This is a genomic window from Nonomuraea sp. NPDC004580, assembly GCF_040609855.1.
In the GTDB taxonomy this organism is placed as follows: Bacteria; Actinomycetota; Actinomycetes; order Streptosporangiales; family Streptosporangiaceae; genus Nonomuraea; species Nonomuraea salmonea.
In genome coordinates, this window is the sequence record NZ_JBEXLH010000079.1 from 1 (window position 1) to 24,219 (window position 24,219).

The window sequence follows — 24,219 nt, forward strand, 5'->3', positions numbered from 1 at the left end:
CGGTAAGCCGTATGCGGGAAAACCGCACGTACGGAATTGAAAGGGGGATGGGGAACCGGGCCTTCACGGCACCGCGCCCCTGACTACCAATGCGCGAAGTCGTCGAAGCAGCACTCGAAGCCGCGGACGTCACCTACGACGAGCCCCGCCCAGGAGCATTTCTGGCCAGGCTGCCCGGCCAGCACAAGCTCGCCACCATGACCTGGCTCATCGTCGGCGAGCGGGTGCTGCACGTCGAGGCGTTCTTCTGCCGGCAGCCCGACGAGAACCACGCCGAGTTCTACCGCTGGCTGCTCGGCAAGAACGGCTCCATGTACGGCGTGCACTTCTCCCTCGACCCCGTCGGCGACGTCTACCTCGTCGGCAGGGTCCCGCTGGCCGCCGTCACAGAGGAGGAGGTGGACCGGCTGCTCGGGTGCGTGCTGACGTACTCGGACGACTGGTTCGACCGGGCACTTGAGCTCGGCTTCGCCTCTTCGATCAGGCGCGAGTGGGAGTGGCGGGCCAAGCGCGGCGAGTCCCTGGCCAACCTCCAGGCGTTCGCCCGCTTCGCCGACCCCGACCGGTAGAACCACAGGACCGGTAGAACCATAGGATTGGCCGCATGGCGACTTTGGTGCTGCTTAGGCATGGCGAGAGTGACTGGAACGCGAAGGGCCTGTTCACCGGCTGGGTGGACGTCAGCCTGTCCGCCAAGGGCGAGGACGAGGCCCGCCGCGGCGGCAAGCTACTCCAGGAGGCCGGGCTGCGCCCGGACGTCGTCCACACCAGCCTTCTGACCAGGGCCATCCAGACGGCCCAGTTCGCGCTGGCGGAGGCCGACCTGCTCTGGCTGCCGGTCAAGCGCAGCTGGCGGCTCAACGAGCGCCACTACGGCGCCCTCCAGGGCAAGAACAAGGCCCAGACCCGCGAGGAGTTCGGCGAGGAGCAGTTCATGCTGTGGCGCCGCTCCTACGACGTGCCTCCGCCCCCCATCGCGGACGACGACGAATACTCCCAGGCCGGCGACCGCCGCTACGCCCTGCTGCCGCCGGAGCTCATGCCCCGCACGGAGTGCCTGAAGGACGTCGTGGGCCGCATGCTGCCCTACTGGTACGACGAGATCGTCCCCGACCTCGCGGCCGGCCGCACGGTGCTGGTCGCCGCCCACGGCAACTCGCTGCGCGCGCTGGTCAAGCACCTCGACGGCATCGGCGACGACGAGATCGCCGGGCTCAACATCCCGACCGGCATCCCGCTGCTCTACGAGCTCGACGCCGACTACCGCCCGACCGTCCGCGGCGGTCGCTACCTCGACCCCGACGCCGCGAAGGCCGCCATCGAGGCCGTCGCCAACCAGGGCCGCTGACATCAGGGGGGTGCGAGAGCACCCCCCCTTTTTCTCCGTCGTGCGCGTCAGCCGGTCCGCGACCCGGTGACCAGGTAGACGACGGCCTGCGCCACCCGCACCGCGTGGTCGGCGTACCGCTCGTAATAGCGGCCCACCAGCGTGATGTCGATCGCCGGCTCCACCCCGTGCGGCCAGTCCTTGGCCAGGATCTTCGAGAACAGGCGGCGGTGCAGCCGGTCCATCGCGTCGTCGTCCTGCTCGAGCTCCAGGGCCGAGTCCACGTCGCGCGACGCCACGCAGCTGCCGGCCTTGGTGACGAGGTTCTCGGCGATCTGCCCCATTTCCAGAAATGTCGGGCGCAGCCCCGGCGGAATGGCCGAGTCGGGGTGCCGCAGCCGCGCCACCTTGGCCACGTGGACGGCGAGGTCGCCCATGCGTTCGAGGTCGGTGCCCATGCGCAGCGCCGTGATGACCATGCGAAGGTCCACCGCGACCGGCTGCTGCCTGGCCATCAGCTCGAAGATCGACGCCTCGAGGTCCGCGAAGGTGGCGTTCACCTCCTGGTCGCGGGAGATCACGCTCTCGGCGAGCTGCAGGTCGGCGTCAAGGAGGGCCGTGGTGGCACGGGAGATGGCCGAGCGGGTCAGCCGGGTCATCTCCACCAGCTTGTCGGTCAGCGAATCAAGTTCTTCGTGGTACGCGTCGCGCATGCCGTCACCGTACGGCGGGGCCGATGAACGAACTCCGACCGCCAGATGAACTTTCCGGGAAAGAGGCGTTCATCCCCTGATGAGGGGGTCTGTCCCTGCGGGAACGCCACCTACCATCGGAGGCATGAGTGAGATGGCCATGAGCTTCGCGGCCCTGGCCGGGTTCGTGGTGGGCGCGCTGGCGGTCCTCTTCTACCGCAACCAGATCGAGGCCCCCAGCCGCACCACCACCGACGGCGTCGAGACCGGTGCGGCGCTGCCGCAGGGCGTCGCGTCCGTGCTGGCCGTGCTGCCCTCGTCCGCCGTCGTCCTCGACGCGCACGACCGGGTGCTGCGGGCCAGCTCGGCCGCGCGCGCGTTCGGGCTGGTCAAGGGCGACCGGCTGATGGCCGCCGAGCTGCTCGCCCTGGCCCGGCAGGTGCGCCGCGACGGTGAGATCCGCGAGAGCGAGATCGACGTGGCGGGACACAAGTTCGGCCAGGAGACCACCAACTTCGCCGTACGCGTGGCGCCGCTCGGCTCCTACGGCCAGGTGCTCGTGCTGGCCGAGGACCAGACCGAGCGGCGCAGGGTCGAGGCCGTGCGCCGCGACTTCGTCGCCAACGTCAGCCACGAGCTGAAGACCCCGGTCGGCGCGCTCAGCCTGCTGGCCGAGACCATCCAGGACGCCGCCGACGACCCCGAGGCGGTCAGCCGCTTCGCCGGGCGCATGCAGCACGAGGCCGCCCGGCTCAACTACCTCATCCAGGACCTGATCACGCTCAGCCGGATCCAGGGAGCCGAGCCCATCCCCACGCCTGGCCAGGTCTCCATCGACGAGGCCGTCAACGACGCCATCGACCACTGCAACACCAGGGCCGTCGCCAAGGACATCACGCTGGTCTCCGGCGGCACCGAGGGCCTGCGCATCTGGGGCGACGCCGAGCTGCTCGTCACCGCCCTGCGCAACCTCATCGACAACGCCATCGTCTACAGCCCCGAGCACACGCGGGTCGTGGTCAGCGTGCGACCGGCGGGCGACTCCGTCGAGATCAGCGTCAGCGACCAGGGCATCGGCATTCCCGAGGAGGCGCTGGAGCGCATCTTCGAGCGGTTCTTCCGCGTCGACGCCGCCCGCTCGCGCGTCACCGGCGGCACCGGACTCGGCCTCGCCATCGTCAAACACGTCGCCGCGGCCCACGCCGGTGAGGTGTCCGTCTGGAGCAAGGAAGGGTCCGGCTCCACCTTCACCCTGCGCCTGCCCGCCTTCGGCGGCACGGCGCTGGCAGTACCACCCTCGATCCCCATGGAGGCAGCCTCGTGACCGCACGAAGCGAAACCACCGTCGGACGCGCCGGCCGCGTCATGAGGCCCGCGGGAGCACGCGCATGACCCGCGTACTCGTCGTGGAGGACGAGGAGTCGTTCTCCGACGCCCTGTCCTACATGCTGCGCAAGGAGGGCTTCGAGGTGTCGGTCGCGGCGACCGGCCCCGAGGCGCTCGACACCTTCGACCGCAACGGCGCCGACCTGGTGCTGCTCGATCTGATGCTGCCCGGCCTGCCCGGCACCGAGGTCTGCCGCTCGCTGCGGCAGCGCTCGAAGGTCCCCGTCATCATGCTGACCGCCAAGGACAGCGAGATCGACAAGGTCGTGGGCCTTGAGCTGGGCGCCGACGACTACGTCACCAAGCCGTTCTCCTCGCGCGAGCTGGTCGCCCGCATCCGCGCCGTGCTGCGCCGCCAGGGCGACGTCGCCGAGGAGCTGGAGAGCGCCGTGCTGGCCGTCGGGCCCGTGCGCATGGACGTCGACCGCCACGTCGTCGCCGTCCGCGGCGAGCCCGTGCAGCTGCCGCTGAAGGAGTTCGAGCTGCTGGAGGTGCTGCTGCGCAACGCCGGCCGGGTGCTCACCAGGGGTCAGCTCATCGACCGCGTCTGGGGCGCCGACTACGTGGGTGACACCAAGACGCTCGACGTGCACGTCAAGCGGCTGCGGGCGAAGATCGAGTCCGACCCGTCGAACCCGCGCTGCATCCTCACCGTGCGCGGCCTCGGCTACAAGTTCGACGCCGTGGAGGAATGAAGGACCCCGGTACCGATCGTGCGGGTACCGGGGTCTTCTCATGCCCTCTGGAGGCTCCAGCGCGCCTCCTCCTGCCTCGAAGGCTCTAGTGCGCCTCCTCCTCCGCCTCTCCCGTCGGCGACGGCGTGGGCGTCGGGGTGGCCGCGGGGGTCGCGCCGGGAGCCGGGGGGTACGACGCGTATTCGCGGCTGCGCGTGACCACAGGGACGTTCATGGACACGACCCCCGCGTTGGCGAACTGGAGGTCCAGCTTGATGCTCTCGCCGCCCCTGAGGCTCTTGGGGATCGCCTCGAGGATCAGCTGAGGGGACGGCTTGCCGGTGTTGACGAGCTGGTTGCTCGGAAGCTGAATGGGGGCGGTGATCTTGACCGTGCCCATCTCGCCGGCGTTGACGGCCTGGAGAGTGTCGGGGGTGCCCGAGGTGTTGAGGATGTTCAGGTAGATCGGGGCGGAGCCGCGCCAGGCGAGCTGGGCTCCCGAGTCGGGGCCGAGGATGAACGCCTGAGGGATGTGAATGCCGCTCTTAGCGCCGTACTGACCGTTCTCGATCAACACCTGGGCCTCGTTCGGCGCGTACGGCATGTTGGTGGTGGCGTCGAATCCTGCCCCGCAGCCCGCGAGCACGGGGGCTGCCAAGAACGCGGCGGCTACGACAATCCAGCGACGGCTGGTCACGGGCGGGTTCTCCTTGGTTCTGCGCAGGTGTCGCGCGTGCGTGATGTGCAGCGCCCACCATATCCACCCCAATGCAAGGTCATATCCGCACCCCCGCAGGTCATTCGCTATGTCCGGAAATGCGATTCATAGAGTTGAGCGGTTGTCAACCCCCAATATGCGGCTTTGACCTGCAGTTATGAGGATTTCACTGTTCCGGGAGGCTGTGGATGCGTGGTACCCTGGAGTACAGCGGAAGGGGTACTTGTCACATGACTTTCCAGGTCGGCGACACTGTCGTCTACCCCCACCATGGGGCTGCTCGGATCGAAGCAATCACGACGCGATCCATCAAGGGTGAGGAAAAGACCTACCTGGTGCTCAAGGTCGACAAGGGCGACCTTACCGTCCAGGTGCCAGCTGAAAACGCAGAACTCGTCGGTGTGCGCGATGTTGTCGGCCAGGAAGGCCTTGAGCGGGTTTTCGACGTCCTGCGCATGCCGCACACGGAAGAGCCGACCAACTGGTCTCGTCGCTACAAGGCCAACCTCGAGAAGCTCGCGTCCGGCGATGTGAACAAGGTTGCCGAGGTGGTTCGGGACCTGTGGCGGAGAGACCGCGAGCGTGGCCTGTCCGCCGGCGAGAAGCGCATGCTCGCCAAGGCGCGCCAGATCCTGGTCAGTGAGTTGGCCCTGGCCGAGAAGACCAATGAGGACAAGGCAGAGGCCCTTCTCGACGAGGTTCTCAACTCCTGAACACGAATCTTCCACGGGTGGGCGTCGGAGTCGACGTCCACCCGTTCGCATCACCGGGCTCAGGACGCGAGCTCAACCTCGCCGGTCTGCACTGGCCGGGTGAGCTCGGCGTCGAGGGCCACTCCGACGGCGACGTCGCCGCCCACGCGGCCTGCGACGCGCTGCTGTCCGCGGCCGGTCTGGGCGACCTCGGCAAGCTGTTCGGCACCGCCGACCCGCGGTGGGCGGGCGCCTCTGGCACGGTGCTCCTCGAAGAGACCGCTCGCCAGGTGCGGGCGGCCGGCTTCGAGATCGGCAACGTGGCCGTCCAGGTGATCGGTAACCGGCCGAAGCTCGCGCCCCGGCGCCTGGAGGCCGAGAAGGCGCTCAGCGCCGCTCTGGGGGCGCCTGTGAGCGTCTCCGCCACCACGACCGACGGCCTGGGGCTGACGGGGCGTGGCGAGGGCGTGGCGGCCGTGGCGACCGCTCTGGTGATCGCGCTCTGATCGGACTTCGCGATCGTCGGTTCTCGCGGTCGCGGCGCTCTTGTCGCGGTCGTTAGGCTCTTTCGTGGTCGTGCGGCTCTTCGCGGTCGTAAGGCTCTTTCGTAGTCGTGCGGCTCTTCGCGGTCGTAAGGCTCTTTCGTGGTCGTGCGACTCTTCGCGGTCGTGCGGCCGTCCGCGTGAACCGATCCCGTGTCCGGAGCGTCCTCTTTGTGGGATACGTGAGGGTGTCCTGGCGGGTCGTCGCCAGCCCGCCGAACATGCGGAGGCGGCGGTTCGTCACTGGCGCGGTACGGACCGCCGCCTTCCCTCATGGGTAATTCGCCAGCTCAGGGGGTATGTGTCCCGCCAAGACATGTGAACGTCTTCGGGGGGAGCTCCACATGATCGGCGCGATCGTTAGCGCAGTAGTCATCGGCGCCATCGTCGGTGCGCTGGCCAGACTGCTGGTGCCGGGCAGGCAGAACATGTCCATCGGCCTGACCCTCATCGTCGGCATCGTGGCCGCCCTGATCGGCACCCTGATCGCCCAGGCGCTCGGCTGGGCCGACACCAGAGGCATCGACTGGATCGAACACATCCTGCAACTCGTCCTGGCCGTGGCGGGTGTGCTCCTCGTGACCCGGATGGGCATGGGACGCGGCGGCCGAGGCGGCCGAAGAACTACCTGACCTGCACTTTTGCAAAGCCGGCGCATAATTGCCGTAGATCGGGTAGCGACCATCCCGTGAGGGTGAACCGCTCAGCCTCACGGGGAGGTTTCATGTCATGACCATCGAATCCATCCTTGGCGCCATCGTGATCGGCGCCGTGATCGGCGCAATCGGTCGTCTGCTGCTTCCCGGCAGGCAGGCCATCGGGTGGATCCTCACCATCGTCGTCGGCATCGTCGCCGCCCTCCTGGGCACGCTGCTCGCGCAGGTGCTCGGCGTGGAGACCACGCCGGGCATCGACTGGATCGAGCTGGTGATGCAGGTGGTGCTCGCGGTCGTCGGTGTGGGCCTGGTGGCCGGACTGCGCCGCGGCAGCGGCAGAAGCGTCTGATCCACGCCGTACGCAACTAGCGGGATAGGAAAGGGCCCGCCCGGGAACGTGTTCCCGGGCGGGCCCTCTTTCGTGCTTCTTCGTCAGTCCTCGGGCGGGCGGGGGGTGCTGCGGAGGCGTTCGGCCGGGGCCGGGGAGTCGTCGACGATCACCCGGTGCGGGGCGGTGTCCTCCATCTCCTCACGCGTCTCCTGCCCGCGCCGCTCCTGTTCGTCGGCCAGCTCGGGGCCGTGGTGCGGGTCGGGGGCGTCGTCGTCGAAGACGGGATGGGGCTGGGTGTCGGCGTCCTTGTCGGTGGACTCGGGCGAGGGCCGCGGGTGGACGAGCACGTCGGCCGGCTTGACCCGGTCACCCCAGCGGACCGGGCGGGTCAGCGGCTCCTCATCCGGCTCGCTCGCCGCCTCTTCCCGTACGTCTTCCCGTACGTCGTTCCGCGGCTCTTCCCGCAGCCCTTCGCGCAGTTCTTCCCGCAGTTCTTCCCGCAGTTCTTCCCGCAGTTCTTCGCGCGGCTCTTCCTGGGACTTTTCCTGAGTCTTTTCCCGGGCTGCGGCCTCGGGCTCCGGTCGGGTCCGTACGGGGCGGGTCACGGGCTCGGGCGCGGGGCGGCTCAAGGGCTTGTCGGCCGGCTGGGGCTCCGGCTTTTCCTCGTCCTGGACCGGCCACTCGGTCACGCGGCCCGACACCGGGGGCGTCTGAGGAGCGGCGGTGGGGCCCACGACCGGCGTGGGCTGGGACAGGGGCTCGGGCAGGGGCTCGGGCAGGGGGGCGGGCGTCTCCGTCGCGAGCGGGGGCGGCTCATCGGCGCGCGCCCCCTGGAACGGCACCAGGTCCTGCTCCTCGTCCTCCCGGTACGCCGGCGCGCGGTGCGCCTGCACGTGCTTGATCAGCAGTAACCACAGCCACAGCGCCAGGGCCAGCATCACCCAGGGCGCGAGCGCCACGCCGATGGCCGTCTGCCTGACGTCGAAGGTGACGCGCACCGCCGTGGCCACGTTCGCCGCCGCGGCCGCCGCGATCAGCAGGACCAGCACGAACGCCGCCTGCAGGCGTACGAGCATCTTGGCCGAGCGCAGCAGCAGGACGCCGACCAGCGCGACCACCAGCAGCGCGTCGAACGCCGCCGGATAGAGGAAGGCGAGGTCCTGCCTGGCCTCGCCGGTGACGGCCAGCGCGCGCAGGTCGTCGAAGGAGAGCGCGCACGCGGCCCCGGTCAGGGCGGCGACGGCGAGCCCGGCCAGGGCGAGGCCCAGGCGGCGGAGCAAAGAGGGGGGAGTCACGTCCATGGCGTCTTCGAGACTACAGAAGAATGGGGATCACGACCGATCAAGGGAGGCCGCATGACCAAGTTGTCGGAAGATGTCCGCAAACTTTTGGACGCGCCGAATTATGCGACGGTGACCAGTCTCAACGCCGACGGCGGGCCGCAGTCGTCCGTGGTCTGGGTGCGTACGGACGGCGACGACGTGCTCTTCTCCACCGTGAAGGGCCGTGTCAAGCCGCGCAACTACGAGCGCGACCCGCGCGCGAGCCTGCTGGTCATCGACCCCGACAACCCCTACAGGTACGTCGAGGTGCGCGGCCGGGTCACGATGACGCCCGACCCGGAGGGCGCGCTGATTCAGGAGCTGTCGCAGAAGTACCAAGAACGCCCGTGGGAGGACAAGCCGGGCACCGAACGGCTCATCGTCCGCATCTCGCCCGACAGGGTGCACCTGCGGGGCTGATTAATCGGCCTGACGACGCCGCCGAGGCGTTAGCCTTTCTTTCGTGAGCCTGCACATCTACGACACCAGCACGCGCGCCATCCGTGAATTCGTTCCGGTCGAAGCCGGCCGGGCGTCGATTTACCTGTGTGGGGCCACCGTGCAGGCTCCTCCGCATATCGGACACATCCGCTCGGGCGTCAATTTCGACGTGCTCAGGCGCTGGATGGCGCGTTCCGGTTACGAGGTGACGTTCTGCCGCAACGTCACCGACATCGACGACAAGATCATCAGGGTGTCCGCCGAGGAGAGCGTGCCCTGGTTCGTCGTGGCCGAGCGCAACCAGCGGGCCTTCGCCTGGGCCTACGACACGCTCGGGTGCCTGCCGCCGACCGTCGAGCCGCGCGCCACCGGGCACGTGCCGGAGATGATCACGCTGATGGAGCGGCTCATCGAGCGCGGCCACGCCTACGCCTCCGGCGGCGACGTCTACTTCGACGTACGCTCCTACGAGGAGCGCTACGGCTCGCTGTCCAACCAGAAGCTCGAGAACATGCGGCCCGCGGCCGACACCGACGACGAGTCGTGCAAGCGCGACCCGCGCGACTTCGCGCTGTGGAAGGGCGCCAAGCCCGGCGAGCCCACCTGGCCCACCCCGTGGGGCCCAGGCCGGCCCGGCTGGCACCTCGAGTGCTCCGCGATGGCGACGAAATACCTGGGCCCGGCGTTCGACATCCACGGCGGCGGCATCGACCTGATCTTCCCGCACCACGAGAACGAGATCGCCCAGTCCCAGGCCGCCGGCGACGGGTTCGCCCGCTACTGGATGCACAACGGCATGCTGAAGATCGGCGCCGAGAAGATGAGCAAGTCGCTCGGCAACTCGCTGCTGATCCCCGACATGGTGCAGAAGGTGCGTCCCGTCGAGCTGCGCTACTACCTCGCGGCGCCCCACTACCGCTCCTCGATCGATTACTCCGAGGAGGCGCTGCTCGAGGCGGCGGCGGCGTACCAGCGGATCGAGGGGTTCGTGACGCGGGCCGCCGAGGTGATCCACGACGTCGACGCCCACGCGCCGCTGCCGCAGGCGTTCGCCGACGCGCTCGACGACGACCTCGGCACGCCGCAGGCGCTCGCCGTCGTGCACGAGGTGGTGCGCGAGGGCAACGTGGCGCTGGCCCGCGGCGACAAGGAGGCCGTGGCGCGGCTGCTCGCCGAGACCCAGAACATGCTCGACGTGCTCGGCCTCGACCCGCGCTCGCCGCAGTGGCGCGGCACGGGCTCCGACCTGTCGCCCGTCGTCGACGCGCTGGTCGCGGTGGCGCTGGAGCAGCGCAAGGCGGCGCGCGAGCGCAAGGACTACGCGGCCGCCGACGCGATCAGAGACCAGCTCTCGGCGGCCGGCATCACCGTCGAGGACACCCCGCACGGGCCCCGGTGGGAGCTGAGCCGCTGATCAGGCCGCTGTCGCGTTCAGGGCGGCCGCGATCCACCTGAACAGCGCGGGGTCCCGCTCGTCCGGGGCCGGCGGGGTCCCGTTGATCCGGGTCACCAGCGCGATGTACCTGCCGTGGGTGGCGTCGTACGCGGGGTCCTCGGGCACCTCCTGCGCCACGAGGAAGGCTCTGGCCAGCCGCTGCCTGGACTCGGTGGTGGAGCGTCCGCCGGTCAGTCCTGCGGTGGCGTCCGCGAGGCGTACCACCAGCTCCTTGGCGCGAGGGGCCTGCGGCGGCAGGCCCGAGCGGTACGCCGTCACCAGCTCCTCGCCGATCTTCGCCCCCTCCCCGTGGATGAAGTCCCACGTCGGCGGGGAAGCCAGGTTGCGGCCGGGGAACGTACCGTAGACCTCCTGGAGATAGGCGCGGACCGCGGCCCTGAACTCCTCGCCCTGCACCAGGTCGGCCAGCTCGATCCAGGCTTCGAGCTGCTCGGCGGACGGGTCGTCCGGCAGGCGCGGGTGCAGCGTGCGCAGCCGGTCCACGAAGCCGGGCGGCACGTCGAGTGACGCGCCGACCTCGGTCCAGAAGTCGTCGATGAGGCGTTCGCGTTCGTCGTCCGGCATGGAGACGAGGCGGTGCATCAGGGCCGCCTGGGCGGCCGTGCCGCGCTGCCTGACGAGCGTGCGCAGCACCGCCCGCCTGGCCCGCAGGTCGCGCTCCTGCCGCTCCACCAGCTCCAGGTGGGCGGTGAGGAGATCGTGCAGCGACGTCTCGCCCGCGAGCAGCTGGCGGATGTCGACCAGGCCCGCGTCGAGCTCCCTGAGCGTGCGGATCAGCTCCAGGCGGGCGATGGCGCGGACGTCGTACAGGCGGTAGCCCGCCTCGGTCAGCCGGGTGGGGGTGATGATGCCGGCGTCGGAGTAGTACCGGATGGCGCTGACGCTCAGGCCGGTGCGGCGCGCGACGTCCCCGATGGGGTAGAGGTCGATGTCGTCCATGTCCGCCACTATGGAGTCTCAAGCGGATCGAGACTCAAGCCCCCATTTTTCCGGACGTCCTGAGAAGGGCGGCGGCCCGAGTACCCTTGGACGCATGGCAGCAGGCGGTAGGGCATCAGGCAGGCCCGCGAAGAAGAAGGGCCCGGCCAAGGGCACCGGTGGGCAGCGCCGCCGTTCGCTCGAAGGCAAGGGCGCGACGCCGCCTGCCGAGATGCGGCACTGGTACAAGGAGAAGGCGCGCGCCGAGCGCATCGCGCGGGAGGAGCGCGGGGGCGGTCGCCGTCCCGTCGCGGCTCGGCCGCAGCGGCGCTCAGAAGACTCGCCCGAATACATCGGCGGGCGCAACCCGGTCCTGGAGGCGCTGCAGGCCGGGGTGCCGTGCAACGCGCTCTACGTGGCCCAGCGCATCGACAACGACGACCGCGTACGCGACTCCATCAAGATCGCGGCCGAGCGCGGCATCGCCCTGCTCGAGGCCACCCGCGACAAGCTCGACCGCCTCACCGAGGGCGGCGTGCACCAGGGCATCGCGCTGCAGATCCCGGCCTACGACTACGCGCACCCGTCCGAGCTGGTCGAGATCGCCCACGAGGCCGCCGAGGTGCCGCTGATCGTCGCCCTCGACTCCGTCACCGACCCGCGAAACCTCGGCGCCATCGCCCGCTCCGCCACCGCCTTCGGCGCCCACGGCCTGCTCGTGCCGTCCCGCCGCTCAGCCGGCGTCACGGGCGGCGCCTGGAAGACGTCGGCGGGCACCCTGGCCACCCTGCGCGTCGCCCGCGCCGCCAACCTGACCGCCGCGCTCCGCGAATACCGCGACGCGGGCCTCTTCGTCGTCGGCCTCGACGGCACGGGCACGACCGAACTCGCCGACGTCGACCTGCTCGGCGAACCCCTGGTAGTCGTCGTCGGCTCGGAGGGCAAGGGGCTGTCGCGCCTGGTCCGCGAGCAGTGCGACGTCCTCACCCGCATCCCGATGCGCGCCGCCGCCGAGTCGCTGAACGCGGGGGTGGCGGCGGGGGTGGCGCTGTACGAAGTCGCTCGTCACAGGCGTCCCTAGCGTCTACACTGGTAGGCCGTGCCGACGTAGCTCAATCGGCAGAGCATCTGTCTTGTAAACAGAAGGTCAGGGGTTCGATTCCCCTCGTCGGCTCTGCACCCGAAAGGCCCCTGAACCCCTCAGGGGCCTTTCGGCTTGCCGGGCCAAACAGCATGGTCATCGCGGGGGAGCGCTACGCGCTGGGGGCTCAGGTCGTGACATCGGGGTACGGCCCCCCGCGCCCCCCAGTCCCGAAGCGCGGTCCTCCTGTGGGGGCGCTACGCGCGATGGGGCTCGGGCTGTGACATTGAGGGCGCGGCCCCCAAACCCCCAGCTAAAACCCGCTGGCGCCCCTTCGTACCCCCAGACGGGAGAGTAGGTGCGCTTACTTCCTACGCGCCTACTCGTTCGGCCATCATGCCATTCAAGTGACCCACGGGATGGCTTCGATGCGCTCGATGTGTTCCTCGCCCCACTCTCCGAGCGGCGCCATCGCGGTGTTGAGTGAATGACCGAACTCGGTGAGCGAGTACTCCACCTTCGGCGGAACCTGATGATAGACCTCACGATGCAGCAGCCCGGTGGTCTCCATCTCCCGCAACTGCAAGATCAGCACCCGCTCGCTGATGCCGGGGACCGCGCGCCGCAATTCCCCGAAGCGCAGGGAACCGTCCCCGCACCTGACGGACTCGCCAGACCGGCTCACCTCATTGGTAGGAGTCCATAAGCCGTGCGAGGTGTTTGCCGTCCGCATCGGTCAGGCCGTCGCCGGCACCAGCAGCGCCATGGTCCACGCATCCTGTAAGAAGCTTCGTCGGCTCTGCAACGAGAGGCCCCTGGACCGGTGTTTCCGGTTCAGGGGCTCTTGTTCGTCGAGGCCACCGCTTGGACGAAGGGGGCGGCGGCTGTGGCGGCCTGCTCGACCGGCGCGACCTGCTCAGGACGAAGTGCGGGGGTGTCGGCCGGCGGTGATGGTCGCCGCGATGAGTAGCACGGCAGGGACGGCCGCGAGAAGGAAACCGCTCGGGCCGATCAGGCTGACGGCCAGCGCTCCCCAGGCGAGGATCACCCAGCCGACATACCCGGGGACGTGTTGTCCCTGCCGCCCCGCCCGGGCCACCAGGAGCCCTAGCAGCGCCAGTACTACGACGAATCCGCCGGGCAGGGCCCAGAACGTTGCCACCGAGTCGCTGTCCGCGGCACCGTTGCGGAGGTCCCCGGCGAGCCAGCTGGACAAGGGAACGAGAGGGGCGAACACGGCGGTGTGCGCCACAGCGATGAAAATCATGGTTCGGCCGGCCCAGATGGTGAGCCGACTCGGGGGCGCGGACACTGCAGGTGGGTGGACCGAGGGTGTATGTCTCATGGTTGCCAGCTTGTCTGGCGAAGGTCTGGTGTGATTCCCCCTGCGGTGGGATGTCGCTCCCTCGCTTCAGGGAGTGGCGCAGGGTCGCCGAAGGCGGAGCGACCACAGCTCAGTGCCTGGACGCCATGGGTCAGGGTTCGCCGATTCGCGGTAAGCGTGGGACCGGATGACGATCGCCCACTGTGGCAGAGCAAACGCACCGGCTCTTGTCCTCGGGTACCCCATCAAGGTGCGCGTACCCTGGCGGAGATCCTTTTCAGGGCTGAGGTTGGAGCGAGGTGGCCTGTTCCGTGGATCTTGCGGTTCTGACGGACGAGCATTTGGTCGGAGTGGTGGCTGCCCAGTTCGTGCATGGAGCTGACGCCCCTGAGGTCATCGAGGTGTGGCTTCGCTTGGAGTCAGTGATCGTTGGCGTCAGAGTCGCTGCCGATTGGTCGTTTCAGATCGCACCGGACGAGCCAGGGCAGGGCTACGTGCTGGAGGAGTGGGGCGATCGCGTCGATGTGGTCTCCGCCCCGGACAGTGTCCCCTTCGTACGGCACATCGGCGAACGGCTCGTCCGCGTTGTCGAGCGGTTCTGCGACGGTGCGAACGGTCCCGAGGTGATGGGAGCGGAGTTCGTGTTCGAGTCGGGGAGTGTCGTCGCGGAGAGTTGGGGCGGCGACCTGCGGCTGACACGCGGATGATCGACACCGCTCTCGCCGTGCTGCTCACCATGGCTTGCTACGCGTCGGCGACGCAGTTCTCGGCGCCCGGCCGGCCTCCGCTCGACGCCCTGGCGCTCCTGCTCATCGGCCTCGGCAACCTCCCGCTGGTGTGGCGCAGCCGTGCCCCGGTGTCCGTGCTGGCCGTCACGTGGCTCATCTGGTCGGTCTACCTTCTTCTTGCCATGGAGGACAACCTCAACCGTTTCATCGTCCCTAATCTGGCCGGCCCGGCGAGGCTGGTTCCGCTCGCTGCGCTGGTTGATGAGGAGTTCAGCATCCATGCTCTGCGCCAGGCGGCCCAGCGGGGGCGTCTCAACGCAATACAGGGCGCTGATGGCGTGTGGAGGTCTTCCCGCAAGTCGGTCGATGCATATCGAGCGTCAAAGCATAAGCAGACCAAGCCGGCCAAGGCGAACTCCCCGCTGAGTCAGTGAAAAGGTCATCGACTCTTTTCTAGCGCCAAGAAACAGATCGGGTCTGCCCGTGGCCGTCCATGGACGGGATCGGATCTTCGTGCTCCAGCACCAGCTCAGCATCGATCGTTGGATGGAGCAGGGCGCGCTAATGGGCTGCTCTCGGGTCGGTGGGGCCTTTCCAGCCGGTGGGCAGTTCGTACGTCCAGCCGGGTCGCCATGCGAAAGGGCGGTCCACCACATCGGCCAGGGGTACGCCGGTGAGAAGGTGCTGGAGGGCCCAGCGGTTGGCTGAATGAGCGATCACCAGCACCTTTTTGCCGTCCCAGTTCTCGGCCAGGTCGATGAGGAAGTCTTTCGTCAATTCGACCACGTCCTGGTAGCTCTGGCCGCCGGGCCACGGGTGGTCGATGTGCCGGGCTCGATGTCCCCCCAACTGGCTTACCGGCATGCCGTCGAGTTCGCCGTAATGGCATTCGCGTAGGCGGGGGTCCTGGAGGAGGGGGATGCCCGAGCCCTCGAAGGCGATCTGGGCGGTCTGTACGGCGCGGCGCAGGTCCGAGCTGAAGACCACGTCGAGGCCGTCATTGCGGTGGCGTTCGCCCAGCTCGGCGGCCAGGGCCTGGCCGCGCTCCGACAGTTCGCCGGGCAGCCAGCCGCTCGCGATGCCCGCCTCGTTGTGGGTGCTGATCGAGTGCGTCTCGTAGATGAGGGCGACTGCCATCGATGCTCCTCGGACGTCGGGGCGATTTTCAGACGAGTGGGCGGGTCCAGCCGATGTACCGGTCGAGGAGCGGTGGTCGCGGAGGAGCATCGTCCCCGGCGCGGGCCTGTCGGCGGTGAGGATCGATCACCAGGCCGGGGTGCGCGCCGAGACCGAAGCGCCGCAGGAACGATCGGAACTCGTCGGGCAGCGGCGCCTGGACGAGGTCCTCGAGCCCCCGTACCTCCTCCTCCGACAAGGGGGCGGCGCTCGACAGGTGCAGTTCCTCGGACAGCTCGTCCAGGCTGGTGGTCGATCGCATGCCGTCCATTCTGCGACGTTGAGATGGCTGTCAGGCGATGTCTCTCACTTCACGGCTGAACGGATGGGGGCATCCAATCGGCTGGCGGACGGGGTGCGGTCAAGACCCCGTGAGCAGGTCCGCCCGGAGCTCGTCGAACCATTCCGCGCCCAGCCGCCGCCCGTCCGGGAGCTGGTCGTCGCGGTCCCAGCGCCACGTGATGATCATCGCCAGGACCAGGAGGCGGCACTGGCGCAGCACCTCCCGATCGGCCCCCGGGTAATGTCCATGGACGTCCACGGGGGCGTGGGCGAGGTCGAACTCGACGGGGCCCCGGCAGCACGTCTCGAAGTCGATGAAGACCAGGCCGTTCTTCGTGGTGAGCACGTTGCCGGGGTGCGGTTCGCCGTGCAGGAGCTGGTCGGGGCCGCCGCGTTCGAGGATCGTGCGGGTCGTGCTCGCCAGCGTGCGGGTGAGGAGCTCGCGGTCGGCGTCGGGGAGTTCGGGGGTGAGGTCGCGGTCGGCGAGGAGCCGGCGGGCCTGCTCGGCCCGGTCGGTGAAGTGCGGGACCGGTACGTCGAGCGCACGCAGGCCCGCGTGCAGCCGGTGGAGCGCCTCGGCGTAGTCGGCCGGCGGGGGCTCCTCGGCCACCGGCTCGTAGTAGGTCCACAACGTGATCACGTAGTCGTCGTGCTCGTAGGCGCGCGGCTCCACCCTGGGGTCGAGCGCGGCCACGGGGGAGCCGGTCAGCCGCCGGGCGAGGTCGATTTCGAGGTCGGCCACCTGCTGGGTGGCGGGGGCGACGCGGGCCAGCACGTCGCAGGGCAGCAGGCGCAGGATGAGCTTGTTCGAGTTCTGCAGGACGATCGCGTCGTCGCCGGCGGCCAGGCCGAGCGATGAAGCGATCGCTCCGGCCGCGGCGGTCGCCCGCCGTACCTCTGCTTCCTGCATCCGCGCCCTCTTCCTCCCGTACGGACTGAGCACCGTACCAAGCCCTGCATATTTGCCGGCACTGTTTTTCGGCCATGGAACAATCGTGACCGGCAAGGCGAAGGCGGTGCTCGCGCGGACGTTGGCGTAAGAGCTCAGATGGTGGGGTCGGGGCGGACGTAGGCGATGGGGCCGCCGGCGTTCGACGGGAGGCGGGTGCCGAGGAGGAGTTCGGCGCGGGCCTGATCCTCCGGCGGGCCCGTCTCGATCATGTTCGTCGGTTCGTCCAGGTCGGTGAGGTAGCCGGCGAGTCTTGCGTCGAAGCGGTGACGGATGCGGGTGCCGAAGATGCGTCGGCTCTCCCAATCGTCCAGGCCCGTCAGTACGGCGACGACGAAGCCGCCGAGGGTGATCGGGAGGAGGCCGGCTCGCGAGATGTTCTTCGGGTCGCCCACCCACCAGCCGCGTAGGGCCTCCAACAGGTGCTCGGGTGCCAGGTCGGCGTGGAAGCCGATGTAGGGGCGGTCCTGGTCCTTGACCGGTTGTGCCACGTCGACGCGCAGGACGGGCATCGTGTCCTCGTCCTTCGGCAGGACCTCGTGGAGCGGGGCGGTGGGGCGGGTGCTCAGGCGTTCGGCCACGTCCTGCGGGATGAGGCGGGTGCGGCCGTGCCGGCGGGATGCGGGGAGGAGGCCGGCGGCGGTGATCTTCTTCAGGGCGTCGCGGGAGAGGCCGTAGTGGGTGGTGGCTTCGGTCAGGGTGATGAGGGACATGTCGGGCTTTCAGGGTCGCTGCTTGAGGGACGTGCGCAGTTGATCAAAAGCCGGTGATGGTTGTCCAGGGTGGCGGTTTGGGGGGCAGACTGGGGCGCGTACGGGAAAGTCGTGAAAAATGCGGCGAAGAGGAGTTGTCATGCCCCTGTCCACGGCTCGCTTCACCACCTCCGACCCCGACCGCCACCTCGCCCGGATCGTCGAGCGGCTCAAGCCGGACGCTCAGGTGACCGGGCCGGGGCGGGCGAAGGTGACGCTGGCAGGGGGTGACTGTTCGGTGCTGGCGGCTGGGGATGAGGTGCTGGTGATCGCGGCCGCGGCGGACGCCGGCGGGTTGGCGAGCGTTCAGGAGGAGATCGGGCGGCAACTTCTCGCGGCGGCGGGAGACGTGCAGGCGGCTGATGTGCAGGCGGGAGACGTGCAGGCGGCTGATGTGCAGGCGGGAGACGTGCAGGCGGCTGATGTGCAGGCGGCTGACGTGCGGGCGGGAGAGGGCGAGCGGGTGGCGTGGGCGGAGGCTGTCTCTGGGGAGCAGGTCGAGCTCGTCTCGCCCATCGTTGAGGATTATCTGCTTGCCCACTGCACCCCGGCCGACGAGGTGCTGCGTGAGCTGGCGGCCACCACGCGGGAGGTGACCGGGCGGTCGGCGGGGATGCAGGTCTCGGCCGATGAGGGTGCGCTGCTGAGCATGCTGGCCCGGATGGTGGGGGCGCGCCGGGCGATCGAGGTCGGAGTCTTCACGGGGTACTCGTCGTTGTGCATCGCCCGCGCGCTCCCGGCCGACGGGAAGCTGATCGCCTGTGACGTGAGCACCGAGTGGACGGACATCGCCAGGCCGTTCTGGAAGCGGGCAGGCGTGGCCGATCGCATCGAGCTCAGGATCGGGCCCGCCGTGGACACGTTGCGCGCGCTGCCCGACGAGCCCGCCTTCGACTTCGCCTTCGTGGACGCCGACAAACCCGGCTACCCGGCCTACTACGAGGAGATCGTACCGAGGCTGCGGCCCGGCGGGCTGCTGGTGCTGGACAACGTGTTCCTCGGGGGCCGGGTGCTGGATCCGGCGTTCCAGGGGGCGGCGCAGGTGGCGATGCGTCAGGTCAACGACGCGATCGCCCGGGACGAGCGGCTCGACTCCGTGATGTTGCCGGTGCGGGACGGCGTCACCCTGGCCCGCAAACGCTGACCCGACGGCTACAGGTCGCCCAGCTCGCCGAGCGGGGTGGTCCAGTGGCGGGTGTCGTCGGCCGGTACGCCGTCGCCGACCGCGATGTGCAGGATGTCGTTGAACGTCCGGAACGCCGCGTCGTCACCGGGCTTCATCTCGCACCGATGGATGCGGTGATACCAGTATTTCTGCTCCGCCTCGATTCGCGGGAGCAGCTCGGTGCGGGTGAGCGAGCGGGCCTCCTCTATCGTGAGCCGCTTGAAGCTCGGCATGAACTCATTGTGACGTGAGCCGCCCGCGACGTGAAGGGAATCGCTAACCCCGTACGGCGCACAGCAGCCGGTTGTTGCCCCGCTGCCACAACGTGCCGACCTCGCTGAACCCGGCCTCGCGCAGCGCCCCCACGTGCTGCGACAGCAGGCGGGACTCCGAGCCGTGGTGGTCGGCGCCGGCGGTGGTGCGCTCGCGGTTGAGCTCGGCGAGATCGGGGTCGGCGGCGACGGCGTCCCACCAGCTCCGCCAGTCCTCGGGGCGGTCGGCGCCGAACGTGCGCTCGGTCTCGAGGTCGTGCACCGCGTGCTCAAGACGGGAGAGCGCGGGCGTGGCGTCGTCGGTGTCGAGGTGGTCTCCGTTGAGCAGCAGCCCGCCGGGGCGCAGCACGGTCGCCAGCTCCGCGTAGACGCCCTTGAGGTCGGGCTCGGAGATCCAGTGCAGCGCGGTGGTGCTGACCGCCGCGTCGGCGGGGCCGTCGAGGCCGAGCAGACCGCTCCACCCGCTCGTCCGCAGATCCGCGGAAACGAACGTGAGTTGCGGGTAAGCGGCCCGCCCCAGCCCGATGAGCAGCGGGTCGGCGTCCACGGAGATCACCCTGGCCGCAGGCAGCCGTTCGAGCAGCCGGACGGACAGGGAGCCGGGGCCGCAGCCGAGGTCGATGACCACGGGGTCGGGCCGGCCGAGCGCCTGCACGGCGTCGATCAGCGCGGTGAACCGCTCCTCGCGGTCGGGCAGGTAGCCCTCCTGCTGGCGATCCCAGCGCGCGAGCCAACGGAGTGCGGCATCGTGAGTCAGCACGAACGTTCTCCCTGTAACTGTCATATACACTTTGGACAGTCACAACGTACGGCATGAAGGTGTAACCGGTCAATTGGATTACAACAGTCACACAGATGCGGTGGTCAGGGTGGCGGTGACCCTCGTCAACGCGCTGACCCCCGGCGAGCAGCGCGGCCGCCCCTTCCCGGTGCCGCACGACCTGGGCGCCGCCGCCACCGACGCCCTGCGTGCGGTGCGTCCCTCCTACCGCGAGGTCACCCAGGCGGAGGGGGCCGAGCTGGCCGAGGTGGCGCGGCGCCTGCGTACCGTCTTCACCGCCGTCGCGGACGGCGACCTCGACCGCGCGGCCGAGCAGGTGAACGTACTCCTCGCCGAGACCGACGCGCGGCCCCGCCTCGAACGGCACGACGGCGAGCCCTGGCACCTGCACTTCCACGGCCCCGGCGGCACCATGGCCGGCGACTGGGCGGCCGGCTGCGCGACGGGCCTCGCGGTGGTGCTGGGCAGCGAGTTCAGTGACCGGCTCGGCGTCTGTACGGCCCCGCACTGCGACCGCGTCTACGTGGACGTCTCCCGCAACGGCACCCGCCGCTTCTGCTCGACCGCCTGCCAAAATCGGGTGAAAACGGCCGCCTTCCGCGCCCGTACGAGAGGCTGACATGCGCAACGCGTCCCGCTGTGGCAGCGGCTCATCCAGCAGGCCGACTGGCCGCGCCGGGCCACGCTGGTCGCTGAGGACGAAGAGCCGTGGTCGGCTTCGGGGTCGTCGGCGGCCTCGCGGTGCGCGAGCTGCGGTTTCGGTGCGCGTTCAGGTGAGCTGCCTGATGGGGGAGCCGTCCAGGAAGGCGTCGATGTCCTCGACCGCCTCACGGAAATAGGTGCCGTAGTTGAGCTCGGTCACATAGCCCAGGTGCGGCGTCGCCAGCACGTTCGGCAGCGTACGGAACTCGTGCCCCTCCGGCAGCGGCTCCACGTCGTACACGTCGAGCCCGGCCCCGGCGATGCGCCCCTCGCGCAGGGCGGCGGCCAGCGCGTCCTGGTCGACGATCGCCGCCCGCGAGGTGTTGATGAGGTAGGCGGTCGGCTTCATCAGGTCCAGCTCGCGCGCGCCGAGCAGCCCCCTGGTGCGGTCGGAGAGCACGAGGTGCAGGGAGACGACGTCGGAGGAGGCGAGCAGCGCGTCGAGGTCGGGCGCCAGGCGGGCGCCGCACTCGGCGGCGCGCTCCTTGGTCAGGTTGCGGCTCCAGGCCACGACGTCCATGCCGAACGCCCGCCCGACGGCCGCCACCCGCGACCCGATGCGGCCGAGCCCGAGCAGCCCGAGCGTGCGGCCGTGCAGGTCGGTGCCGACGGTCTGCTGCCAGGGGCCGCCGGCGCGCAGAGCGGTGGCCTCGGGCAGCAGGTGGCGGGCGAGGCCGAGGATCAGCGCCCAGGTCAGCTCCACGGTGGGGGTGGAGCTGGCGCCGGTGCCGCAGACGGTGACGCCGTTGTCGCGGGCGGCGTCGAGGTCGATGGAGGCGTTGCGCATGCCGGTGGTGACGAGCAGGCGCAGGTTGGGCAGCCGGGCGAGCACTTCAGCGGTGAACGGCGTGCGCTCGCGCATCGCGACGATGATCTCGCAGTCGTGGACGGCGGTGACGAGGTCGTCGAGGCCGGCGAAGTGGTCGCGGTAGCTCCTGGCCGACACCCGTGACCAGTCGGCCAGCCCGAGTGCGACGTCCTGGTAGTCGTCGAGTACGGCACAGCGCAGCATGACCAGAAATGGTACGCCCCCTGCTCCAGCTCCCCGGGGGGCGGCCCCGGGGAGCTGGAGCCCGTTCTAGTCGGCGGCCGGCCGCTCCGCCTCTTCGTGCAGCGCCAGGATCAGGAGCAGCTCAAGCTGGAGCCGCTGCACGTCGGGCGCCGCGAGACCGTCCAAGGCGTGCATTTCGGGCCTCCTTGACTATGAGACGCCCCAAGCGCCACAACGGTTCACCCCGATTCATCGATTTCTCGCTGGTTTCTCCCGCCCGCTCGTGAAACATGAGTGGGTGGCGGTGGCGAGCGGGTGCCTGAGCGTAAATCTCAGGCCACGCCCGACAATCCAGTCATGCGGTCGCGTTCGAGCTGAACGCGCAGGATGTCCTGGCGCTCCTCGTTGATTCTGCGGCAGAGCACCAGGTACGCCTTCAACACCTGGCGGTATCGGGCGTGCGCCTGTTCGAGCTGGTCCTCCAGAAGGAGGGCGCGCTCGGCGTCGCCGTGCTGCCGGGCCTCGGCCACCAGGGCGCGTGCCTCGTCCACGATCTCCTCCGCGCGTACTCGCGTACGCCGCAGCAGGACGGCGCATTCGTACAGTTCCGTCAGCCGTGCCGAGGAAACGATGAACTCCGCCGTGTGGACGGCCGAGCCGTTCGCGGTATCGCCGCGCAGATCCGATCCCATTACCCGCCACCTCCGCGTCAAGGTTGCCTAACTGTAGACGCGCGACGCCCGGTCGCGGATCACCCGCGGCCTGCGGTGGTGGCGGAATGCACCCGGCGGGGGAGGGATTCTTCTCCCGGGAGGGAAAACCACACCCCTGAAACTCATTCGGTGCTGCATGAATGAACTATTTGGCCACTGTGGGCGGGCTTATTGGCCGAATGCCGTGATTCTCCGTTCTTAGCAAAAGCAGGGGATGGAGAACACGCGATCGGCCCGCGCGGACGCCCGCACTCGTCACATACTGAAGCGGGATGACGACGCGACGTGAACTCTTGGAGTGGTGGCGATGCCGGGGACAGGCAGCGATGACGACGCCCTCGACGTCAGCGTCGTCATCCCCGTGCACAACTGCCGGCCCTACCTCGACCGCTGCCTCACCTCCGCGCTCGTCCAGCGGGTGAAGAAGGAGATCGTGGTGGTGGACGACGGCTCCACCGACGGCAGCGGCGAGTTGCTCGACCTCTACGCCTCCTACCATCCCGGCGTCGTCAAGGTGATCCACATCGAGGGCAGCGGCGGCGCGGGCCGCCCGCGCAACGTCGGCATTGAGCACGCCGCGGGCCGCTACGTCTTTTTCTGCGACGCCGACGACCACCTCGGCCCCGAGGCGCTGGAGCGCATGGTGTCGGTGGCCGACGCCAACGGCTCCGACATCGTGCTCGGCCGGATCGTCGGCCACGGCAGGCGGGCGCCGGTGTCGATGTTCCAGCAGAACGCCGACCGGGTGAGCCTCGGCGACAGCCCGGTCTACAACAGCCTGAGCTGCTTCAAGCTGTTCAGGAGAGAGCTGCTCGAACGCCACCGCATCAGGTTCGGCGAGGGCATGCTCGTGGGGGAGGACATCCTCTTCAGCGTGCACGCCTACTGCCACGCGGGGCCGATCTCCATCGTGGCCGACTACGACTGCTACCACCTGGTCTCGCGGCCCGACGGCAGCAGCATCATGCAGCAGTCCGGCAGCAGGGACCCGCTCGCCTGGCTGGCCATGATCAAAGAGCCGATCCGGCTGATGGCCAGGCACGTCGAGCCGGGCCCGCTGCGCGACCACCTGCTGCGCCGGCACTTCAGGCTCGACGTGTTCACCCAGCTCGGGACCGTGTTCCTGGAGAGCGACGACGTCCGGCGCAAGGAGATCGCGCGCGAGGTCGCCGCGCTGTGCGACGAGTGGTACACCCCGGGCGTGCACGAGCGGCTCAACACCATCGACCGGCAGCGCGCCGACGCGCTCGGCGACATCGACCGCCTCGTACGCCTGGCCCGCATCGAGAGCGCCACCGTGCGCCGCAGGCTGACCGGGCTGCGCTGGGAGGGCGACCGCCTGGTGGTGACCGGCGCGGCCAGGCTCGACGGCATCACCAGGGACGACGGCCTGACCGTGGTGCTGCGCGCCCGCCACGACCCCGGCACCGAGCTGGTGCTGCCGGTCGAGCGCAAGGGCGGCGAGTTCACCGTACGGCTCGACGTCGGCGCGCTCGGCTCCGGCGTCTGGGACCTGCGGGTGGCGGTCGAGATCGAGGGCGTGATCCGGCTGGGCAGGCTCGGCGCCGACCGCGAGAGCGGCCTCGGCAGGCCGCGGCCCCGGCTGGTCGGCGGCGTCGTGGTGCTGCCCTACTTCACCAGGGACAACGGCAACCTGAGCATCGACGTGGGCGGCCACGTGGTGGCGGTGCCCGGCACGGCCACGCTCATCAGGACGCGCTGGGCGCTCGGCCACCGGCTGCTGATCGACGGCGAGGTCACGGTGGCGGGCACCGCCCCGCAGGCGGCGGCCATCAGGCGGATCGTGTGGCGGGAGCGGCGCAGCGGGTGCGAGCGGGCCGAGCGGGTGGTGCCGCTGCCCGGTGGCGGGTTCGCGGCCCGTCCGGCCGTGGGGCGGCTGGCGCCGGGGACCTGGGACGCGTACCTGGAGCTCGATCTGGGCGGTCCGCCCGCGCGGTTCAGGATCGAGACGGGCGCCACCGCCGTGGCGGCTCCGCGCCGGTGGTGGGGCGCGGCGCTGATGCGCAGTGTGCGGCCGTACGCGACGTCGGGCAAGGGGCGGCTGAGCGCGGTCGTCAAGCGTCTGACTGCGGAAACTGTCGTGAAAAGAATCCTGCGCTAATTGCCATCTATGTGCAGGTGCAAGAC

General features: G+C 69.6%; 30 protein-coding genes and 1 tRNA gene. 17 read left to right on the forward strand and 14 right to left on the reverse strand.

The annotated features are described in order from the left end of the window. Positions 1-89 precede the first annotated feature (89 nt). Together ABZW11_RS41610 and ABZW11_RS41615 are read left to right on the forward strand one after the other, a co-directional pair. Positions 90-569, forward strand: a complete 480-nt coding sequence (locus ABZW11_RS41610; protein ID WP_355430429.1) for a YbjN domain-containing protein — start codon at positions 90-92, stop codon at positions 567-569. A 35-nt stretch (positions 570-604) separates the two neighbouring features. After that, on the forward strand, positions 605-1,348 hold the full coding sequence (locus ABZW11_RS41615; RefSeq protein WP_355430432.1) for a phosphoglyceromutase: 744 nt from the start codon (positions 605-607) through the stop codon (positions 1,346-1,348). A 47-nt stretch (positions 1,349-1,395) separates the two neighbouring features. Here ABZW11_RS41615 and phoU read toward each other — a convergent pair whose 3' ends face one another. Beyond that, complete coding sequence (gene phoU, locus ABZW11_RS41620) at positions 1,396-2,040, reverse strand: phosphate signaling complex protein PhoU (protein WP_355430435.1); 645 nt, start codon at positions 2,038-2,040, stop codon at positions 1,396-1,398. A gap of 133 nt (positions 2,041-2,173) precedes the next feature. Here phoU and ABZW11_RS41625 point away from each other — a divergent pair, with 133 nt between their 5' ends. Together ABZW11_RS41625 and ABZW11_RS41630 are read left to right on the forward strand one after the other, a co-directional pair. Further along, positions 2,174-3,343, forward strand: coding sequence for an ATP-binding protein (locus ABZW11_RS41625; protein WP_355430540.1), 1,170 nt, complete (start codon positions 2,174-2,176; stop codon positions 3,341-3,343). Between the two features lie 64 nt (positions 3,344-3,407). After that, a complete protein-coding gene (locus ABZW11_RS41630; protein ID WP_355430438.1) occupies positions 3,408-4,100 on the forward strand; it encodes a response regulator transcription factor in 693 nt (230 codons plus the stop codon). 85 nt (positions 4,101-4,185) lie between these two features. On the opposite strand, the gene ABZW11_RS41635 is transcribed toward ABZW11_RS41630, so the two are convergent. Next, positions 4,186-4,776 (reverse strand): copper chaperone PCu(A)C, encoded by a 591-nt coding sequence (locus ABZW11_RS41635; protein WP_355430441.1) that lies wholly within the window; start codon positions 4,774-4,776, stop codon positions 4,186-4,188. 251 nt (positions 4,777-5,027) lie between these two features. Between ABZW11_RS41635 and ABZW11_RS41640 the strand changes: the two genes are divergently transcribed. From ABZW11_RS41640 to ABZW11_RS41655, 4 genes are all read left to right on the forward strand, one after another. Further along, positions 5,028-5,510, forward strand: coding sequence for a CarD family transcriptional regulator (locus tag ABZW11_RS41640; protein ID WP_020544658.1), 483 nt, complete (start codon positions 5,028-5,030; stop codon positions 5,508-5,510). A gap of 17 nt (positions 5,511-5,527) precedes the next feature. After that, a complete protein-coding gene (ispF, locus tag ABZW11_RS41645) occupies positions 5,528-5,995 on the forward strand; it encodes a 2-C-methyl-D-erythritol 2,4-cyclodiphosphate synthase (RefSeq protein ID WP_345395331.1) in 468 nt (155 codons plus the stop codon). A 380-nt stretch (positions 5,996-6,375) separates the two neighbouring features. Continuing rightward, on the forward strand, positions 6,376-6,663 hold the full coding sequence (locus ABZW11_RS41650) for a GlsB/YeaQ/YmgE family stress response membrane protein (RefSeq protein ID WP_355430444.1): 288 nt from the start codon (positions 6,376-6,378) through the stop codon (positions 6,661-6,663). A gap of 97 nt (positions 6,664-6,760) precedes the next feature. Further along, complete coding sequence (locus ABZW11_RS41655; protein ID WP_345395337.1) at positions 6,761-7,036, forward strand: GlsB/YeaQ/YmgE family stress response membrane protein; 276 nt, start codon at positions 6,761-6,763, stop codon at positions 7,034-7,036. Positions 7,037-7,119: 83 nt separating this feature from the next. Here ABZW11_RS41655 and ABZW11_RS41660 read toward each other — a convergent pair whose 3' ends face one another. After that, positions 7,120-8,319 carry a DUF2637 domain-containing protein gene (locus tag ABZW11_RS41660; RefSeq protein ID WP_355430447.1) on the reverse strand — a complete coding sequence of 400 codons (1,200 nt, stop codon included), beginning with the start codon at positions 8,317-8,319 and terminating at the stop codon, positions 7,120-7,122. Positions 8,320-8,373: 54 nt separating this feature from the next. On the opposite strand from ABZW11_RS41660, the gene ABZW11_RS41665 reads away from it, so the two are divergent. Continuing rightward, a complete protein-coding gene (locus ABZW11_RS41665; protein WP_355430450.1) occupies positions 8,374-8,760 on the forward strand; it encodes a PPOX class F420-dependent oxidoreductase in 387 nt (128 codons plus the stop codon). Between the two features lie 43 nt (positions 8,761-8,803). After that, positions 8,804-10,195, forward strand: coding sequence for a cysteine--tRNA ligase (gene cysS / locus ABZW11_RS41670; RefSeq protein ID WP_355430453.1), 1,392 nt, complete (start codon positions 8,804-8,806; stop codon positions 10,193-10,195). Here cysS and ABZW11_RS41675 read toward each other — a convergent pair whose 3' ends face one another. Then, on the reverse strand, positions 10,196-11,176 hold the full coding sequence (locus tag ABZW11_RS41675; protein ID WP_355430455.1) for a MerR family transcriptional regulator: 981 nt from the start codon (positions 11,174-11,176) through the stop codon (positions 10,196-10,198). It abuts the gene before it with no gap. A 94-nt stretch (positions 11,177-11,270) separates the two neighbouring features. On the opposite strand from ABZW11_RS41675, the gene rlmB reads away from it, so the two are divergent. Both rlmB and ABZW11_RS41685 read left to right on the forward strand, forming a co-directional pair. Then, positions 11,271-12,236: a 23S rRNA (guanosine(2251)-2'-O)-methyltransferase RlmB gene (gene rlmB, locus ABZW11_RS41680; protein WP_355430458.1), complete on the forward strand. Its 966-nt coding sequence runs from the start codon at positions 11,271-11,273 to the stop codon at positions 12,234-12,236. Positions 12,237-12,256: 20 nt separating this feature from the next. Further along, positions 12,257-12,329: transfer RNA gene (locus tag ABZW11_RS41685), tRNA-Thr, on the forward strand. A gap of 310 nt (positions 12,330-12,639) precedes the next feature. Here ABZW11_RS41685 and ABZW11_RS41690 read toward each other — a convergent pair. Both ABZW11_RS41690 and ABZW11_RS41695 read right to left on the reverse strand, forming a co-directional pair. Continuing rightward, positions 12,640-12,969 carry a winged helix-turn-helix transcriptional regulator gene (locus ABZW11_RS41690; protein WP_355430461.1) on the reverse strand — a complete coding sequence of 110 codons (330 nt, stop codon included), beginning with the start codon at positions 12,967-12,969 and terminating at the stop codon, positions 12,640-12,642. A gap of 183 nt (positions 12,970-13,152) precedes the next feature. Beyond that, positions 13,153-13,581 (reverse strand): DUF6463 family protein, encoded by a 429-nt coding sequence (locus ABZW11_RS41695; RefSeq protein ID WP_355430464.1) that lies wholly within the window; start codon positions 13,579-13,581, stop codon positions 13,153-13,155. A 290-nt stretch (positions 13,582-13,871) separates the two neighbouring features. Between ABZW11_RS41695 and ABZW11_RS41700 the strand changes: the two genes are divergently transcribed. Together ABZW11_RS41700 and ABZW11_RS41705 are read left to right on the forward strand one after the other, a co-directional pair. Continuing rightward, positions 13,872-14,267, forward strand: a complete 396-nt coding sequence (locus ABZW11_RS41700; protein WP_355430467.1) for a hypothetical protein — start codon at positions 13,872-13,874, stop codon at positions 14,265-14,267. Then, entirely contained in the window at positions 14,264-14,722 is a 459-nt protein-coding gene (locus ABZW11_RS41705) for a hypothetical protein (protein ID WP_355430470.1), read from the forward strand. The genes ABZW11_RS41700 and ABZW11_RS41705 overlap by 4 nt, the downstream gene beginning before the upstream one ends. Positions 14,723-14,849: 127 nt before the next feature. On the opposite strand, the gene ABZW11_RS41710 is transcribed toward ABZW11_RS41705, so the two are convergent. The 4 genes from ABZW11_RS41710 to ABZW11_RS41725 form a co-directional block, all read right to left on the reverse strand. Then, a complete protein-coding gene (locus ABZW11_RS41710; protein ID WP_355430473.1) occupies positions 14,850-15,425 on the reverse strand; it encodes a histidine phosphatase family protein in 576 nt (191 codons plus the stop codon). 28 nt (positions 15,426-15,453) lie between these two features. Further along, positions 15,454-15,726 (reverse strand): hypothetical protein, encoded by a 273-nt coding sequence (locus ABZW11_RS41715; RefSeq protein WP_355430476.1) that lies wholly within the window; start codon positions 15,724-15,726, stop codon positions 15,454-15,456. A gap of 99 nt (positions 15,727-15,825) precedes the next feature. After that, complete coding sequence (locus ABZW11_RS41720; RefSeq protein WP_355430479.1) at positions 15,826-16,656, reverse strand: aminoglycoside phosphotransferase family protein; 831 nt, start codon at positions 16,654-16,656, stop codon at positions 15,826-15,828. Between the two features lie 134 nt (positions 16,657-16,790). Continuing rightward, a complete protein-coding gene (locus ABZW11_RS41725; protein WP_355430482.1) occupies positions 16,791-17,408 on the reverse strand; it encodes a hypothetical protein in 618 nt (205 codons plus the stop codon). A 139-nt stretch (positions 17,409-17,547) separates the two neighbouring features. Between ABZW11_RS41725 and ABZW11_RS41730 the strand changes: the two genes are divergently transcribed. After that, positions 17,548-18,591 (forward strand): class I SAM-dependent methyltransferase, encoded by a 1,044-nt coding sequence (locus ABZW11_RS41730; RefSeq protein WP_355430485.1) that lies wholly within the window; start codon positions 17,548-17,550, stop codon positions 18,589-18,591. 8 nt (positions 18,592-18,599) lie between these two features. Here the strand turns inward: ABZW11_RS41730 and ABZW11_RS41735 are convergent, their stop codons facing one another. Both ABZW11_RS41735 and ABZW11_RS41740 read right to left on the reverse strand, forming a co-directional pair. Beyond that, positions 18,600-18,845 carry a hypothetical protein gene (locus tag ABZW11_RS41735; protein ID WP_355430488.1) on the reverse strand — a complete coding sequence of 82 codons (246 nt, stop codon included), beginning with the start codon at positions 18,843-18,845 and terminating at the stop codon, positions 18,600-18,602. A 43-nt stretch (positions 18,846-18,888) separates the two neighbouring features. Beyond that, positions 18,889-19,644, reverse strand: coding sequence for a class I SAM-dependent methyltransferase (locus ABZW11_RS41740; RefSeq protein ID WP_355430491.1), 756 nt, complete (start codon positions 19,642-19,644; stop codon positions 18,889-18,891). Between the two features lie 109 nt (positions 19,645-19,753). Here ABZW11_RS41740 and ABZW11_RS41745 point away from each other — a divergent pair, with 109 nt between their 5' ends. After that, positions 19,754-20,284 carry a CGNR zinc finger domain-containing protein gene (locus tag ABZW11_RS41745; RefSeq protein WP_355430494.1) on the forward strand — a complete coding sequence of 177 codons (531 nt, stop codon included), beginning with the start codon at positions 19,754-19,756 and terminating at the stop codon, positions 20,282-20,284. Positions 20,285-20,434: 150 nt separating this feature from the next. On the opposite strand, the gene ABZW11_RS41750 is transcribed toward ABZW11_RS41745, so the two are convergent. After that, a complete protein-coding gene (locus tag ABZW11_RS41750) occupies positions 20,435-21,379 on the reverse strand; it encodes a D-2-hydroxyacid dehydrogenase family protein (RefSeq protein ID WP_355430497.1) in 945 nt (314 codons plus the stop codon). Positions 21,380-21,690: 311 nt separating this feature from the next. Further along, positions 21,691-22,050: a hypothetical protein gene (locus ABZW11_RS41755; RefSeq protein WP_355430499.1), complete on the reverse strand. Its 360-nt coding sequence runs from the start codon at positions 22,048-22,050 to the stop codon at positions 21,691-21,693. A 328-nt stretch (positions 22,051-22,378) separates the two neighbouring features. Here ABZW11_RS41755 and ABZW11_RS41760 point away from each other — a divergent pair, with 328 nt between their 5' ends. Continuing rightward, positions 22,379-24,193 carry a glycosyltransferase family 2 protein gene (locus tag ABZW11_RS41760; RefSeq protein ID WP_355430502.1) on the forward strand — a complete coding sequence of 605 codons (1,815 nt, stop codon included), beginning with the start codon at positions 22,379-22,381 and terminating at the stop codon, positions 24,191-24,193. Positions 24,194-24,219 lie beyond the last annotated feature (26 nt).